This window comes from Brevibacillus sp. HB1.2, from assembly GCF_013332495.1.
GTDB lineage: Bacteria > Bacillota > Bacilli > Brevibacillales > Brevibacillaceae > Brevibacillus > Brevibacillus porteri.
This window is the reverse complement of sequence record NZ_JABMIU010000015.1, coordinates 85,580-100,813: the sequence shown is the minus strand read 5'-3', so window position 1 is coordinate 100,813 and position 15,234 is coordinate 85,580. Positions and strand designations below refer to the sequence as shown.

15 protein-coding genes are annotated in these 15,234 nt (G+C 50.0%); 8 read left to right on the top strand and 7 right to left on the bottom strand.

What is annotated here, in order from left to right; translation table 11 throughout:
* Nucleotides 1-224 precede the first annotated feature (224 nt).
* From HPY28_RS25375 to HPY28_RS25365, 3 genes are all read left to right on the top strand, one after another.
* Nucleotides 225-917, top strand: a complete 693-nt coding sequence (locus HPY28_RS25375) for a CoA transferase subunit A (protein ID WP_015893185.1) — start codon at nucleotides 225-227, stop codon at nucleotides 915-917.
* Nucleotides 918-963: 46 nt separating this feature from the next.
* On the top strand, nucleotides 964-1,620 hold the full coding sequence (locus tag HPY28_RS25370; protein ID WP_048034676.1) for a CoA transferase subunit B: 657 nt from the start codon (nucleotides 964-966) through the stop codon (nucleotides 1,618-1,620).
* 101 nt (nucleotides 1,621-1,721) lie between these two features.
* A complete protein-coding gene (locus tag HPY28_RS25365) occupies nucleotides 1,722-2,486 on the top strand; it encodes an alpha/beta hydrolase (RefSeq protein WP_174231674.1) in 765 nt (254 codons plus the stop codon).
* Here HPY28_RS25365 and HPY28_RS25360 read toward each other — a convergent pair.
* Nucleotides 2,464-3,696 carry an MFS transporter gene (locus HPY28_RS25360; RefSeq protein WP_174231673.1) on the bottom strand — a complete coding sequence of 411 codons (1,233 nt, stop codon included), beginning with the start codon at nucleotides 3,694-3,696 and terminating at the stop codon, nucleotides 2,464-2,466. The genes HPY28_RS25365 and HPY28_RS25360 overlap by 23 nt on opposite strands.
* Nucleotides 3,697-3,820: 124 nt before the next feature.
* On the opposite strand from HPY28_RS25360, the gene HPY28_RS25355 reads away from it, so the two are divergent.
* Nucleotides 3,821-4,714 (top strand): LysR family transcriptional regulator, encoded by an 894-nt coding sequence (locus HPY28_RS25355; RefSeq protein ID WP_173622867.1) that lies wholly within the window; start codon nucleotides 3,821-3,823, stop codon nucleotides 4,712-4,714.
* 77 nt (nucleotides 4,715-4,791) lie between these two features.
* Here HPY28_RS25355 and purU read toward each other — a convergent pair whose 3' ends face one another.
* The 5 genes from purU to HPY28_RS25330 form a co-directional block, all read right to left on the bottom strand.
* A complete protein-coding gene (gene purU / locus HPY28_RS25350; RefSeq protein ID WP_017251536.1) occupies nucleotides 4,792-5,688 on the bottom strand; it encodes a formyltetrahydrofolate deformylase in 897 nt (298 codons plus the stop codon).
* Nucleotides 5,689-5,804: 116 nt separating this feature from the next.
* A complete protein-coding gene (locus HPY28_RS25345; protein WP_017251537.1) occupies nucleotides 5,805-6,485 on the bottom strand; it encodes a TetR/AcrR family transcriptional regulator in 681 nt (226 codons plus the stop codon).
* An 18-nt stretch (nucleotides 6,486-6,503) separates the two neighbouring features.
* The gene (locus HPY28_RS25340; RefSeq protein ID WP_174231672.1) at nucleotides 6,504-7,643 is read right to left on the bottom strand and encodes an ABC transporter permease; all 1,140 of its coding nucleotides are present in this window, start codon (nucleotides 7,641-7,643) and stop codon (nucleotides 6,504-6,506) included.
* Nucleotides 7,640-8,398 (bottom strand): ABC transporter ATP-binding protein, encoded by a 759-nt coding sequence (locus tag HPY28_RS25335; RefSeq protein ID WP_174231671.1) that lies wholly within the window; start codon nucleotides 8,396-8,398, stop codon nucleotides 7,640-7,642. The genes HPY28_RS25340 and HPY28_RS25335 overlap by 4 nt, the downstream gene beginning before the upstream one ends.
* Nucleotides 8,395-9,585, bottom strand: coding sequence for an HlyD family secretion protein (locus HPY28_RS25330; protein WP_174231670.1), 1,191 nt, complete (start codon nucleotides 9,583-9,585; stop codon nucleotides 8,395-8,397). Before HPY28_RS25330 ends, HPY28_RS25335 begins: the two co-directional genes overlap by 4 nt.
* A gap of 316 nt (nucleotides 9,586-9,901) precedes the next feature.
* Between HPY28_RS25330 and HPY28_RS25325 the strand changes: the two genes are divergently transcribed.
* Nucleotides 9,902-10,279 carry a VOC family protein gene (locus HPY28_RS25325; RefSeq protein ID WP_026043325.1) on the top strand — a complete coding sequence of 126 codons (378 nt, stop codon included), beginning with the start codon at nucleotides 9,902-9,904 and terminating at the stop codon, nucleotides 10,277-10,279.
* Between the two features lie 66 nt (nucleotides 10,280-10,345).
* Here HPY28_RS25325 and HPY28_RS25320 read toward each other — a convergent pair whose 3' ends face one another.
* Complete coding sequence (locus HPY28_RS25320) at nucleotides 10,346-12,544, bottom strand: DNA topoisomerase III (RefSeq protein WP_174231669.1); 2,199 nt, start codon at nucleotides 12,542-12,544, stop codon at nucleotides 10,346-10,348.
* Nucleotides 12,545-12,747: 203 nt separating this feature from the next.
* Here HPY28_RS25320 and HPY28_RS25315 point away from each other — a divergent pair, with 203 nt between their 5' ends.
* Genes HPY28_RS25315 through HPY28_RS25305 form a run of 3 tightly spaced genes read left to right on the top strand, consistent with a single transcriptional unit; the run spans nucleotide 12,748 to nucleotide 15,234 of the window.
* Nucleotides 12,748-13,236, top strand: a complete 489-nt coding sequence (locus HPY28_RS25315; RefSeq protein ID WP_017251543.1) for a MerR family transcriptional regulator — start codon at nucleotides 12,748-12,750, stop codon at nucleotides 13,234-13,236.
* A gap of 13 nt (nucleotides 13,237-13,249) precedes the next feature.
* Complete coding sequence (locus HPY28_RS25310) at nucleotides 13,250-13,690, top strand: SRPBCC family protein (RefSeq protein WP_173622862.1); 441 nt, start codon at nucleotides 13,250-13,252, stop codon at nucleotides 13,688-13,690.
* Entirely contained in the window at nucleotides 13,687-15,234 is a 1,548-nt protein-coding gene (locus HPY28_RS25305) for an MFS transporter (protein WP_174231668.1), read from the top strand. Before HPY28_RS25310 ends, HPY28_RS25305 begins: the two co-directional genes overlap by 4 nt.

The window sequence follows — 15,234 nt, the reverse complement described above, 5'->3', positions numbered from 1 at the left end:
CAAAGAAACGACGAATATTGACAAAATATATTTTACAGAAAAAAATGGTATAGTTGTACTACTTTTCTGTCATTTTACATTATTTTTTATAATCCAAATGTCTCGTCACTTGTTTGTAACTCGTATCTAGTATGATAGAAGGGCAGGAAAACGGGGCAACTGCATTGCTCCTATTGTTAGCGCTTACACAAATCCTTTATTTTTTCATGGTGGGAGTGATCGTCATGGCCAAAATTTACACTTCGTACACGGACATCGTGGCTGATATTCACGATGGTGCCACTTTATTAGTGGGCGGCTTCGGACTGGTAGGAATTCCGGAGAATCTGATTATCGCCCTGCGAGACAAAGCAGTGAAAAACTTGACAGTCGTCTCAAATAATTGTGGGGTAGACGATTGGGGACTCGGTCTCCTTTTACGCGAAAAGCAAATCAAAAAAATGGTCTCCTCTTATGTGGGAGAAAATAAGGAATTCGAACGTCAATTTCTGTCTGGTGAGCTCGAAGTTGAGTTGACACCACAAGGGACGCTGGCGGAGAGAATTCGTGCAGGCGGAGCTGGCATTCCAGCATTCTATACCCCAGCTGGAGTCGGCACACCTATCGCTGAAGGACGGGAAACGCGCGATTTTGCAGGAAAAGAGTACCTGCTTGAATATGGCATCACGGGTGATTTCGCACTCATTAAAGCGTGGAAAGCTGACAAAATGGGTAATCTCGTCTTCCGCAAAACAGCCCAAAACTTCAATCCGATGATGGCAGCAGCCGGAAAAATCACCATCGTCGAAGTAGAAGAAATCGTAGAGACAGGTGAACTGGACCCTGAGCATATTCACACACCAAGTGTCTATGTGCAACGTGTGATACAGGCACCTTCGTTCGAAAAACGCATCGAACGACGCACTGTCCGCTCGTAAACAGCAAAAGAGAGAACCGGATTACATTCAAGGGAGGAAAACACAGATGTCGCTTACACGTGAGCAAATCGCCACTCGTGCCGCTGGGGAAATAGAAGATGGCTTTTACGTCAACTTGGGGATTGGAATGCCCACGCTCGTCGCCAACTACATCCCGGAAGGAAAAACGGTCGTTCTGCAATCGGAAAACGGCTTGCTCGGAATTGGCCCTTACCCGACAGAGGAAAACCTCGATCCTGATCTAATCAACGCCGGAAAAGAAACCGTTACGGCTATTCCAGGTGCGGCCTACTTCTCCAGTGCTGAATCGTTTGCGATGATTCGCGGCGGCCATATCGACCTCGCTATTTTGGGGGCGATGGAGGTTTCTGCTGCGGGCGATCTCGCTAACTGGATGATTCCTGGAAAAATGGTCAAGGGCATGGGCGGTGCCATGGATCTCGTCCACGGCGCAAAAAAAATCGTCGTCATCATGGATCATGTCAACAAGCATGGTGAGACAAAAATCTTGAATGAATGTGCCCTGCCGCTTACTGGCAAGAAGGTTGTTAACCGTATCATTACGGACAGAGCTGTCATGGACGTAACACCAGACGGACTTGTCCTCGTCGAAGTAGCAGAAGGCTATACAGCCGAAGATATCCAAGCCTGCACGCAGCCTACTCTACTTATCTCTCCAGAACTGAAAACCATTGGGCTGTAACCTATTTTTCAGGTACAGAACCCCGTTAGTAAAATAGCCGACTTCATCGCAGCCGCGTGAAGTCGCTTTTTCTTTCCTTTTTTTGCTTGGTGTGCGCACACTTGCGCGGTCGCCTCCTACTCACCTTTTCGTATATAATATGGATGATCCATCAAATTTCCCAGTATCTGAGAGGAAGAGATTCCATGTCTGGAACAGTCGGTTGCTTACTCATCCATGGATTTGCCGGAGACATCAACGACATACTCCCACTCGCCAAAAAGCTCCGCGAGGCTGGCTATCACGTGGAATGCCCTACCTTGGAGGGTCATGGGACTACTCGTCGTCACATGGCAAAAAGCACCCGCCACGACTGGCTCCGCTCGGCAGAAGAAGGCTACAAGCGACTGGCCATGCGCGCTGACACCATCGTGGTCATCGGATTTTCCATGGGGGGACTGCTCGCCTTTCACTTGACGACGAAATACCCCGTCGCCCTGCTGTTTACCCTCAACACTCCTTATAAATATTGGGATGTAAAAGAGGCGATGCACTATTTGCGTGAGGATTTCTCTACCCACTCCAAACGCTACATACATGGCATCGGCAGAATCCCTATTAGCAGCATGCTGCAATTTCGCAGGCTGTTGGCAGAAACGAAGCCGCTTTTGTCCAAAATTACGACGCCATACGTCCTGCTGCAAGCAAGGCGGGATGATACTGTCCACGCCGTGAGTGCACAAATACTCGCGACAAGTGTGGATGAAGCAGCTTCCCCGCACATTTCTTGGTACGAGAATTCCAATCATATGCTGCTGCATGGTCCTGATAAAGAGGCTGCGATTGCCCACGTCATGGCCACGATCAAGAGACGTTTTCCATCTTGATCAGCTTCGGTCGGCCCAACCAGGCGAGTGCAAGCATAAACAGCACAATAGCAATTCCGATGTACATCACACTCAGTCCTACATGTTCATCCAGCCAAAAGGCAAGGAGCGGCCCCAACGCCGCGCCCAGATCGCTCACGACTGAATATTGTGTCATCCATGCATGGCTGTTGGCCTGTCTCGCTGCTACATCCGCCGCGAGTGTATCCAGCACAGTCGTGATAATCGTCGCTGTCAACTGAATGCCGAATAAAATGGCAAACCATATCACGAGTGCGTTCGTTCCTTGCAGGCGTGTCGTTCCCTGTAACGCAGCAAAGAGAAACGAAGCGACAAGCAAAGTCACGATGAACATTTTCGTCCTGCCATGCTTGTCAGACAATGTACCAACTAACGGGGCAGCCCATGGTTCCCATCCCCAGCGTATGCCTTGTACCAGACTCGCAATGACTGCTGCCCCTAATACGACTCCGCCGACCACAATAAATGGATCGCGCACTTCGACCACTCTACTTAACGTGGAGGTAAATATCCCTTGGTACACCATCGTGACGAGTAGTGCCGTAATCATCGTCATCAGCATCGCTCCCTGATTCCATATACGTTTTCCTGTTACCATCCGCTTCACGTCTGTCTGATCCTGACTGCTAAAGGAAGGCCGTATATAGCGAAAAACGAGAATCGCTGCAAACAAGGAAGGCACCGCGAGAGCGATGGAAGCAACAGACAGCCCGTACCAAGAAGCCAGAATTGCTCCGACCAACATACCCCCGAGGCTCCCTAATCGATACAGTCCGTTGTACAAGCCCATGAGCTGCCCGCGATTATGCCCTTCGGAAACAGTCACGATCAAGGAATACGCACCTAGTCTTAAAAATGTCCAAGCTACTCCCCACAAGCATCGCATCACAAGCCACAGCCAAAAGCCTTCCAAGCTGTACGAAAGCGTCGTTAGAAAAGCCAGCCCCACTGCCAAAATCAAACCCGTACGTCCTCCTGAGCGCTCATACCATTTTCCAACAAGGGGCCCGAGTGGTACACGGATAAAGCGGTTCACCGCCAGTAATACCCCTACTTCCCACAACGAAGTTAACCCCGCCTCTTTCCAGAAAAGAGGAAGCACCACATACAGCATCGAATCTCCTACCATACATAATGCTGTCACCAGTGCGACTGCCACGACTTGTGTCTTTCCACTGACCTCTCTCATCTCCTGATCCTTCTCTCTACTCGTTTTCTGTCTTTCTGAGCTATACCTTACGCGCAATCACTCATCATTTCTAATACATATTTATCTACAACTCATAAACAAAAGTTATGAATCGAGGTACAAAATGAACTTACATGCACTCCGCATTTTTGTAGAAGTAGCGTCTCGGGGTAGTGTCACCGAGGCAGCAATCGCACTCTCGATCAGCCAGCCTGCCGTCAGTGCCCAAATCCGCAAACTCGAAAATGAATTGGGCATGACCTTGCTCGTCCCGGATGGTCGCGGCATTTCTCTCACCTATGAGGGGCGTTTTCTTTTTGAAAAAGCACGTCGTATTTACGACTGGGAACGCGAAATCGAAACACAGCTGACAGAGATGAAGCAAGGAAAGAAAGGAAAGCTCCGCATTGCTTCTACCTTTCTCCCCTCGCATTATCTCGTGCCACAGTGGCTGGCTCAGTACAAGCGCGATTTTGAAGGAGTGGATGTGGAAATTCGCACGCGCAATTCCATGCAATCCATTGAACTGCTTCTTAGCTGTGAGGTCGACGTGGCCGTTATTATCAAGGAATCGTGGGATGAGCTCCCTATCAATCGGCATCATTTGATGGATGTGCCTTATTGGTTTATATTGCCTGCTCACCATCCGCTTGCAGGAAAAAAGATCAGTATGGAGCAGCTCGTGGAGGAGCCGTTTTTGTTGCGGGAACAAGGCAGTTCTACCCGTGATTGGCTTTTTGCTCTCTGTCGCGAGCACGGTGTGAAACGTCCACAGGTCGGTATGCAGTATCACGGTCTGGTCGAGTCTATCCAATCCGTCCGGGCGGGATATGGGACGATGTTGGCTCCTGCTCTGGCCGTTAGGGAAATGGTAGAGCGTGGGGAGGTCGGTCGAGTAACCGTGCCAAGCGTAGAGATCAAGCGTCCCCTGTATGTCTGCACGCGTGATGATGAGACAGATCAGCGGCCTGTTGTGGCTCAGTTTTTGGATTTGCTAAAGCGTGAGAGGTCTTCGTGAATGCAGCCTTCTTCCAGAAAACACGCAAAAAAAAGAGGCTCTTCCTCGAAGGAATAGCCTCTTCTTATCCGCAATGCTTATGGGAACACAATTGTTTTGTTGCCGTACACCAGCACCCGATCCTCCAGATGCCAACGAACCGCACGCGCCAACACTGTACGCTCTACCTGACGTCCCAGCTGCTTCAGTGCCTCGACGTCCTCTTGATGCGATACACGTTGAACGTCTTGCTCGATAATCGGCCCTGCGTCCAGCTCTTCTGTGACGTAATGAGCAGTCGCCCCGATCAGCTTCACGCCGCGACGATACGCCTGCTCGTAAGGCTTCGCTCCGACAAAGGCTGGGAGGAAGGAATGGTGGATATTGATAATCCGCATCGCATAGTCATCCAAAAAGCGCGGAGACAAAATCTGCATGTAGCGAGCCAGAACGATCAGATCAACGCCCTCTGCTGCTGCCAGCTGCGCTTCTTCTGCCTGCGGCTTGTTATCCTTCGTAACGGCGATGCAACGATACGGAATACCGAAGGACTCGACAGTCTCCTGCATGTCAGGATGGTTGCTGACGACAACCGCGATATCCGCGAACAGCTCCCCAGACTTCCAGCGCCACAAGAGCTCCAAAAGACAGTGATCTTCTTTGGAAACAAACAACGCGACCTTCTTGCGCTTGTTCGCTTCAACCAAGGACCATTCCATGCCAAAGCTCTCGGCTACAGGGATGAATGCTTTCTTGATCTCTTCACAGCGCTCGTCCAGATTAATGAGATCGAATTCAATGCGCATGAAAAACCGGCCTGTTTCCGGATCGGTCGTGTACTGGTCAGATTGAACGATGTTTGCTCCTTGTTGGAACAAGAAGTTCGACACCGCCGCGACGATACCCGCGCGGTCCGGGCAAGAAATCAGCATGCGCGCACGATCTTTGTTTTTCTCTCGATACGCGAGCCATTCTCTCTCTGATAACAATTGCATGGTTTACTCTCCTCCATCATAAAAAACAGCAAAAAGTTGTTTGCAATTATACCATTCCCAGAAGGGATTTCTATACCCAAATCGAGAGAAAAATGTTCACTTATCGATAAAAATTTTTAGATAGAGTGATTTCCAATCCCGTTTAGCAAAATATCTACGGTCAGGGCGATTTGCTCGTCGTCGCTGAACTGTGTAAATTCATCGGTATCCAAAACTTGCCGGAACAAAACGAGTCCGATCATCGAGGACAGGATCGCCCGAAAGACAGCCTGCGTCGGGAGCGGACGCAATTCGCCCACATCTACCTTTGCCTCGATCAGCTTATTTGCCATCTCCTTCACACCTGTAAAAACTGTAGCGATTAGTGCTTCTCTGATTTCGTCGTGGAAAAAGGCTTCTTGCAGCAAAATGCGAATATGCTTTTCATTCGCCAGCACCAAGTCGATCCGGTTTCGATATAGCTCTGTCACGATTTGGGAGAATGTTTTTTTATTCTGCTCTTTGAAGATCTCACGGACATCCTTCAAAATGAACGGTGCCGCGAATTTGACCAACACAGGTGCTACGACGGCAAGTAAAATATCCTTTTTCGATTTGTAGTGGCGAAAAATCGTTCCCTCTGCCACTCCTGCTTCTTTGGCAATTTCAGAGGTTGAGCTGGCATGAAAGCCTTTTTCGGCGAACAGCTTCACTGATGCACGCAAAATATTGCGCTGCTTCTCCGTCATCTCACTCTCGTCTTTCAACTCTTCTACATATTGCAACAGGCCTTCTACAAATGTTGGCGGCTTGTTCATCCTTCTATTACGCTCCTCTTATTCGATCTTCTTGCGGAATCGCAGGATCGCGACGGTCAGGATCAAGAGACAAAAGCTGCTCATTCCGACGACATCCTTCCAGAGCGCATCGATGTCCACGCCCTTTAAGAAAATTCCTCGCAAGATTTCCAGAAAATAGGTCAACGGGACGAGCCCGCCTAACCATTGTATCACGAGCGGCATTGAATCGCGCGGGAACATAAAGCCGGAGAGAAGCACGCTGGGCAGGATAAAGGCGAATGCCATTTGCATCGCTTGAAGCTGGGTCTTTGCCACCGTAGAAATGAAAATGCCCAAAAGAAGCGTCGTCACCAAAAACAAGACAGACAACGTCACCAGAAGCGAAATGCTGCCTTTGACCGGAACCCCGAACCAATACGTTCCAACCAATAGCACCAGACAAAACGAAAAGAGACCTACACCTACATAGGGGGTAATTTTGCCGAGCATCAGCTCCAATGGGCGTATCGGAGTCACGATTAACTGCTCCATCGTTCCCCGCTCCTTCTCTCGTACGAGGGAAAATGCCGTCAGAATCATCGTGACGTTTTGCATAATCAAGCCGATCAGGCCGGGAATATTGAAGACAATACTCTCCATATTAGGGTTAAACAGCACGCGTGTATCCAAGCCGAGTGGCTGTTCCAGCTCCCCCAAGCCTTGTTTTTGCAGCTTTATTTCCTGCAACGTGATCGCTTGATGTTGAACGATCAACTGAGCTTGAGAAGTGGCAGTCCGGGCGATATTCGGATCGGAACCATTAATAAGCATCTGCACATCTACTGGCTCGTTGCGATCACGCTTGCGGGTGTAGTCTGGTCCGATAATGAGCGCTACATTTACGGAGCCATCGTCTAACATGGCTTCGATCTCCTCGTAGCCACTTACATGGGCAGCCACCTCGAATACACGTGTATTGACGAACTGATCCACCAGCTCTCGGCTGGCAGCAGAAGGGCTTTGATTCCAGACTGCCATTTGGATGTCATTGACGTCTGTGTTGACCGCATATCCGAACAAAAACAACAGCATCAGCGGCATGACCAGTGCAATCGCCAGACTGGGACGATCTCGCTTGATTTGGATAACTTCCTTCTTCACGACAGACCAGTAACGCTCCCAGACAAAATGCCTCATCGGACTCCCTCCTCCGCCACCTGTCTGGCTTCCTCCTGCCTAACCAAATCAATGAAGACATCCTCCAGATTGCCTACTCCCATGCGATCAATCAATTCTTGGGGAGTGCCTTCCGCCAGCAGATTGCCAAAAAAGATAAAGCCAATCCAATCGCATGTCTGTGCCTCATCCATGTAGTGTGTGGTCACCAGCACCGTGATCCCCTGTCTCGCCAGCTCATGAATGACGTCCCAAAAAATCCGGCGGGAAACAGGATCGACTCCTGCTGTCGGTTCGTCCAAAATCAACAGCTCCGGCTTGTGCAAAAGAGCGCAGGAGAGCGCGAGGCGTTGCTTCCATCCCCCTGACAGCGAACCCGCAAGCTGCTTTTCCCTGCCGGTCAAGCCTGCCATCTCAATCAGTTCCGTTTTCCGCTGCTTACGTTCTGCGCTGTTTAATTGATAAACTCCGGCATAAAAATCGAGATTCTCTTCTACTGTCAAATCTTCATACAGGCTGAACTTTTGTGACATATACCCGATCCGTTGCTTGATTTCCTCGCTCTGTGTCATGACGTCGAAGCCAAGTACCGTCCCCTTTCCCGTCGTCGGGGTCAACAAACCGCAAAGCATCCGGATTGTGGTCGATTTCCCTGAGCCATTCGGACCCAAAAAACCGTAAATCGAACCTCTCGGAACCGTCAGCGTCAAGCTGTTCACAGCTACTCGCTCTCCGAAACGCTTCGTCAATTGCTCGCATTGGATAGCGGCGTTCATTGACCTCCCTCCTCGTCTGCAAGGAGCACATCGGCAGGCATACCTGGTTTGATTTTGTCGAGTCCTTCTGTGATGTGTATCGTAACAGCGAACACAAGCTTGGTGCGTTCATCTGGCGTCTGTACATTTTTCGGCGTGAACTCTGCTTTTTCTGAGATGCGACTGATCGTTCCCGTAAAGGTCTCCTCAGGATAGGCATCCACCTTGATGCCAACCTCTTGCCCTTTTTTCACCCGATTCAATTGTGCTTCCGGGATGTACACGACGAGCTCGAGCAGATTTGGCTTCATCATCGTAAACAAGGTAGCGCCTGTTTTGGCTACTTCCCCTTGTTCGATAGAGGAGCGCAAGAGAGTACCATCGTCTGTTGCAGTAATCTTGGACTTTTCCAACTGCAATAAGGCTTGATCCAGTTTCGCTTTCGCCTGCTGCTGGGTGGCGAGCATTGCCCGAATTGCGTAATCGGTACTTCCTTCCTTCACCTGATCGAGATCCGCCTGCGCTCCGGCTTGCGCGGCTTGTGCTGTACCGATTTGGGCCGCAGCAGCAGCGATGTCTTCTTGTGCAGAGCGATACTGTGCCTGTGTCTGAGCTACTTGTGCCGTCCATTGATCTGCCTGCGTTTTTGCCTGATTTACTGCTTCTTTTTGCGTGTCGAGGTCTTTGGCAGAGATTGCTCCTTTTTCGAAGAGCGCTGTTGCTTCCTCGAGTCTTTTTTGTTGATACAAAAGGGTCTGCTGCGCCCCATGCCATTGTGATTCTGCCTGCGTCATCTGCTCAGTCGCTCGTGCTTTTCCTGCTTCCGCCTGATTTTTTCTCGCTTGTGCCAGTTGGATATTCGCATTTGCTTGCTGGACGTTGGCCATGTTTCTTTGGATCGTCGTGTCGCGTGAACCAGCCCTCGCCTCTTCTAGTCTAGCTGTCGCTTGGTCCAATGCTGCCTGTGCTTCTGCCACAGTAATTTGGTAGCTTCGTTTATCGATTTGGGCTAGCACTTGTCCTTTTTTTACTGCACTTCCCTCTTCTGCCGTAACGTTTGTCACCAATCCGCCTACTTCCGCTACGATCGGCAGCTCGATGGCCTCAATTGTGCCGGACAGAGACGGATGATTTTCGGATGTCCAATTGCAGCCCGACAATGCCAGTAACAGTCCCCCGATACATATAGAGCGAACAACTGGTTTCATAAACGCTTCCCCCTACCTACGTAATAGAGTGAGTAATCACTTTCTTTTTATGAGAAAAAAGCAAGCCACAGAACCAGGCTCTAGATGATCTTTTTGATTAGCGAGTGATTACTCACTTTTAATTGTGAGTATATGCTCCTCTTTTACGAAATGCAATTCCTTTTTCTAGAATGCGCAATCGAAAAGAAACCCTGTCTGATTATTCATGCTATGATGAAGACAAGTCCGTTGGCATCGTGTATCAGATACCGTCGGGATGGAAAGGATTAGGAGCATCGGGTTTTTAACTACCATGTAGGGAGTGAAAATGTCTATGATGATTAGCAAAGTCGGTCAAATCATGCTGTATGTCAATAACCAGGATCAAGCAGTGAGCTTTTGGACAGAAAAACTAGGGTTTCGTGTTGTTTCAGAAGAGAAAAACGGTGAAATGAGATGGATTGAAATTGCTCCCGCACAAGGCGCTGAAACAAGCATCGTTCTGCACAATAAGGAATGGGTTGCGAAAATGTCGCCCGGAATGAATCTTGGCACTCCTTCGCTCCTGCTCTTTTCGGAAAATATCGAGGACTTGCGTAACGACCTCATGAATAAAAATGTGAAGGTTGGAGACATTGTTACGATGCCTTCGGGCCGCGTCTTTAACTTCGCAGACGATGAAGAAAATTACTTTGCTGTGCTGGAGAAAAAGTAAATATAATGAGGCGGCTGACTTGAATGGTCGGCCGCCTTTTGTTTCATGCTTTTGTTTCATGACTGTTTAATCGAACTTTAATTTGGACAGGGCGTCTTTCAATGCTGAGTTGATTCCTTCGTCCTGCTCCTTGTCTTGCCCCTTCAAATACTTGGTTACTTCTTTCTTCGAAACCTTGCTGCCCTTTTCCTTATCGCGACGCTCCTGGAAGGTCTTCAGTTTCTCCTTGTGCCCACAACCGCAGACAAAGGTTTGTCCTTCCCCTTCTCCGCGCAGCTCCAATCTTTTGTGGCATTTTGGACATCTGGCATTGGTCTGCTTGGCAATGCTTTTGCGATAGCCGCATTCCCGATCCTGGCACACCTGCATTTTGCCGAGCTTTCCGTTTACCTCCAGCAAAAACTTATTGCACTCCGGGCACCTGCTTCTGGTCAGGTTGTCGTGCCGGAAAGTCTGATCACTGTTCTTGATCTGTTGGACGACTTCTTTGGCGTACGATTTCATCTCTTCGATAAACGCTCGCTTGTTCAAGCTTCCCTTGGCGATGGCACCGAGCTTTTGCTCCCATTGGGCGGTCAAGGTCGGCGACTGCATTTCATCTGGGACGAGCTCTAGCAATTGCTTAGCTTTTGCGGTGACAAAAAGATGCTTGCCGCGCTTTTCTAGCAAAAAGCTGTTGAACAGCTTCTCGATCACATCCGCGCGTGTGGCTACCGTACCCAGTCCGCCCGTTTCCCCAATCGTTTTGATCAAATCCTTGCTCTCGTTCGCCATGTATTTCGCCGGATTTTCCATCGCAGACAGCAGACTCGCTTCTGTGAAAGGCTCTGGCGGCTTCGTTTCGCCCTTAGTCTGGGATATCGACTGGATGTGCAGGCGATCTCCTTTGGCTAGAAAAGGCAGAATCTGTTCCTTTACGTCATCCTTCGCATCGTCTTCTTCTACATCGTGGTCATACGCCTCTCTCCAGCCTTGGGAGAGCACGGTTTTTCCTTTTGCCAGGAACGTTTCATTCCCGATTTTCGTCTGGATGGTCGTTTGCTCGTATTCGAAGGCAGGCAGCAGAACAGCCAGGAAGCGTTTCACGATGAGGTCAAAAATCTTGCGCTCCTTATCGCTCAAATCACCGAGAAAAACAGCTTGCTCTGTGGGGATGATCGCATGATGGTCCGATACTTTGCTGTCATCCACGAACGATTTGTTCGCTTTGATCGGCGCACGCAGGATTCTGGCAGCGAGAGGCGCATATGGCTTCATTTGGACAGCCTTGATTCGATCCGGCAGCGTCTCGACGATATCAGCAGAGAGATAGCGAGAGTCTGTTCGTGGATACGTCACGGCCTTGTGATGCTCATATAGCCCTTGCATGATGGACAGCGTCTGCTTTGGTGAGTAGCCAAACATCCGGTTGGCATCCCGTTGCAGCTCCGTCAAATCGTACAGCTGTGGAGCATACGTCTTTTTGTGTGCACGAGTAATCTCGATGACTTCTGCGCTTTTCTCCTGTTTGAGCGAAGCTGTGAGCTGATCCGCTTTCTCCTTGGAAAACGTTTTGACATCCTTCGTTTGCTGATCTTGCCATTGGAGTTGAATCGGACCTTGGGCCACCGCAGACAGCCCGTAAAATGGCTTGGGTGTAAAGCGACGAATCTCCTCTTCTCGCGATGCCACAATGGCGAGTGTGGGCGTCTGGACTCGACCGCATGAGAGCTGTGCGTTATGCTTGCACGTCAAAGCGCGGGTGGCATTGATTCCTACGAGCCAGTCTGCTTCTGCACGAGCAGCGGCGGAGGCAAACAAGTTTTCATAGTTTTTGCCGTCCTTTAGATTGCGGAAGCCTTCACGGATCGCCTTATCTGTCACCGAGGAAATCCACAAACGCTTGATTGGTTTATTCACGTGCACCAGCTCGAGAATCCACCGGGCAACGAGCTCTCCTTCACGCCCTGCATCCGTCGCAATGACGATCTGCCCGACATCGTTGCGACGCAATTGTTGTTTGACGACTTGGAATTGCTTGTTGCTTTCCTTGATCACGACCAAGCGCAATGGGGACGGCATAATCGGCAAATCCTCGATTCGCCACGAACTGAATTGTTGCCCGTACGCTTCAGGATCAGCGAGAGTGACCAAATGCCCAAGCGCCCACGTTACGATATATTTATCTCCCTCAAAAAAGCCGTTTCCTTTTTTGTGACACTGCAATACTTTCGCAATGTCGCGTCCAACCGAAGGCTTTTCTGCCAGTACAACTGTTTTACTCATGTACGACATCCTTTCAAACCAATTCAACAATCTGTATCCATTGTAAACAAAAAAGCAGGAAGAAGGGGCTTTTAAATGTTCCGAGATCATAAAGTTTTAGACGAATTGGAAAAAACTTCATAAGGCTCCTTGACCATTACGTAACGTAACGGTTTATAGTGAAGTCACCGGTGAAACGCTAGCGACCCAGAAAGGGGCTGATCATGAAGCAACAGTGGAAAGTAGGAGAACTTGCGAAAATGGCGGGTATTACGATACGAACTTTGCGTTTTTACGATCAGATAGGCTTGTTTTCACCATCCGGCTATTCGCCATCCGGATACAGACTCTACACCGAAAAGGACATTTCACGTCTACAGCAAATTTTGTCCTTAAAGGAGTTGGGGCTATCGCTGGAGCAGATTAAAGCCGTTATGGCCGGAGACCAACTCAGCCTGTCAGACATTGTTACCATTCAAATAGATAGCCTGAAAGAAAGTATCCGCATGCAGCAGAAACTCTTGCACGAGCTTGAGAATGTATCGAGTCGGATGCAAAGGAACGAACCGTTTACCGTTGAGCATTTCATGAACATCATACGGACGATGAGAATGAAGCATGAGAAATTTTTCGCCGAGAGAAAATCGAGTATGGATCACCACCTCGATCGACTTGGTGAATATTTAGACGAGCATCCGGAAGAACCCGGATAAGGAGGTTTCGACTGTGAGTGAACGATCTGCCAAACATTCCACATTTGTTATCGAAAGGAACTATAAACATGCCCCTGCCCGTGTATTCGCTGCATGGGCGGGTCAAGCAGCCAAAGCCAGCTGGTTTCCTAAAGCCGAAGAGTTCGACTTCCGCGTCGGCGGACGCGAATTCAATCGCGGTGGTCCGCCTGGGGGACCCGTTTACACATTCGATGCCTGCTATCAGGAGATCGTTCAGAATAGGCGAATTGTATACTCATATACGCTGGACATGGAAGACAAGCGGATGTCTGTCTCCGTGACGACGGTGGAATTCGATTCCGTGGACGGCGGCACGCGCTTGATCTATACCGAGCAGGGCGTTTTTCTTGACGATCTCGATACGGCTGAACAGCGTGAGCACGGAACAAAGGTGATGTTAGATCGGCTCGGAGAGGTTCTGGACGGCCAATGAAAGATGCTGCAATTGAATCGAATATCCGGGCCGGTTTGAACGAATGGATTGGGCTTGCCGTGCTTTCTTTGCCTGCCTTGCTCGTTTCGATTGACTTGTCCGTCATGATTCTTGCACTTCCTCACATAAGCGTCTCTCTCGGCGCTGACAGTACAGAGCAGCTATGGATCATGGACATTTACGGCTTCATGCTCTCGGGTTTTTTGATCACGATGGGCTCGCTCGGAGATCGGCTCGGCCGCCGTAAGTTACTGATGATCGGCGCAGCGGCATTCGGTTCGGCATCGGTGTTGGCCGCTTACTCCAGCACCTCTGGAATGTTGATTGCAGCACGGGCGCTACTCGGCATAGCCGGGGCGATGATATCGCCTTCGTCCCTGGCATTGATCAGCAATATGTTCCGCGACCATAAGCAACGTTCCCTCGCCATAGGCATATGGTTCATGTGCTCCATGGGAGGCATGGCGCTTGGCCCAGTAGTCGGCGGGATGATGCTGGAGCATTTTTCATGGGGTTCGATTTTTCTACTCGGGGTTCCAGTCATGGCGCTGCTGTTGTTGACTGCATCCCATCTTCTGCCAGAATATCGGGATCCCGCACCTGGTCATTTGGATATGACTAGCGTCATGCTGTCGATGTGCACCATTCTACCGGCAATATACGGCCTAAAGGAAATCGCTAAGCAAGGTCTACATATCTTGCCGCTCATTGCCATCGTGGCAGGTGTTGTTTTCGGGACGTTATTCGTAAGACGGCAGCAACGGTTGGACAGTCCGCTAATGGATTTGCGCCTATTCGCAACCCCCGCCTTCAGCACAGCACTGGGCGGCATGTTCGGCATCACATTGACAGGCGCTTGCATGCTCTTCATCGCACAGCATCTTCAATTCGTGGAAGGACTATCGCCGTTTGCGGCAGCGATGTGCATGCTCCCGGGAGTGGTTGCGTCGATGGCAGGCATGTTGTTGTCGCCGATCATCGCTCGGCGGGTCCGACCGTCGCTCCTTATCGGGGCAGGCCTTGCCGTCTCGGCGACTGGTTGTATTCTACTGTCCCAGGTAGGAGCGGGATCCGGACTCTCTACCCTGATCGTCGGTTATATCTTTTTTAATATGGGAGCAGCCCCGTTTGCGAGCTTGTCCAGCGATATCATTATCGGCTCAGCCCCTCCTGCGAAAGCGGGTTCGGCGGCGTCCTTGCTGCAAACGAGCGGTGAATTCGCATTCGCACTGGGTATCGCTGTATTAGGCAGCATTGGAACGTACGTGTACCGCACTCAAATTGCCGGCTTCATACCGGGAGATGTTACGACCTCCACATCCGCAGCCTCCCGCGAAAGTCTCGTTGGGGCAGTCTCGGCAGCTAAAGCTTTACCCGAACCTATTCGTTCAACACTTCTTCATGGCGCCCAGATAGCATTTACCGACAGCATGCATGCTGTTGTGGCCGTTAGTGGCGGGCTCATGATCGCTATCGCCATACTCACCGTGATCAAGCTTCGGCATATCCCCCGCATCGGGCAGAAAACACCAGGTGAGATGTAA

Bases quoted from the DNA above. Each gene is read 5' to 3' on its own strand.
- HPY28_RS25305 (WP_174231668.1), top strand. From the start codon at position 13,687: ATGAAAGATGCTGCAATTGAATCGAATATCCGGGCCGGTTTGAACGAA.
- HPY28_RS25360 (WP_174231673.1), bottom strand. From the start codon at position 3,696: ATGAGAGAGGTCAGTGGAAAGACACAAGTCGTGGCAGTCGCACTGGTG.
- purU (WP_017251536.1), bottom strand. From the start codon at position 5,688: ATGCAATTGTTATCAGAGAGAGAATGGCTCGCGTATCGAGAGAAAAAC.
- HPY28_RS25335 (WP_174231671.1), bottom strand. From the start codon at position 8,398: ATGAACGCCGCTATCCAATGCGAGCAATTGACGAAGCGTTTCGGAGAG.
- HPY28_RS25330 (WP_174231670.1), bottom strand. From the start codon at position 9,585: ATGAAACCAGTTGTTCGCTCTATATGTATCGGGGGACTGTTACTGGCA.
- HPY28_RS25320 (WP_174231669.1), bottom strand. From the start codon at position 12,544: ATGAGTAAAACAGTTGTACTGGCAGAAAAGCCTTCGGTTGGACGCGAC.
- HPY28_RS25325 (WP_026043325.1), top strand. From the start codon at position 9,902: ATGATTAGCAAAGTCGGTCAAATCATGCTGTATGTCAATAACCAGGAT.
- HPY28_RS25315 (WP_017251543.1), top strand. From the start codon at position 12,748: ATGAAGCAACAGTGGAAAGTAGGAGAACTTGCGAAAATGGCGGGTATT.
- HPY28_RS25340 (WP_174231672.1), bottom strand. From the start codon at position 7,643: ATGAGGCATTTTGTCTGGGAGCGTTACTGGTCTGTCGTGAAGAAGGAA.
- HPY28_RS25375 (WP_015893185.1), top strand. From the start codon at position 225: ATGGCCAAAATTTACACTTCGTACACGGACATCGTGGCTGATATTCAC.
- HPY28_RS25370 (WP_048034676.1), top strand. From the start codon at position 964: ATGTCGCTTACACGTGAGCAAATCGCCACTCGTGCCGCTGGGGAAATA.
- HPY28_RS25345 (WP_017251537.1), bottom strand. From the start codon at position 6,485: ATGAACAAGCCGCCAACATTTGTAGAAGGCCTGTTGCAATATGTAGAA.
- HPY28_RS25355 (WP_173622867.1), top strand. From the start codon at position 3,821: ATGAACTTACATGCACTCCGCATTTTTGTAGAAGTAGCGTCTCGGGGT.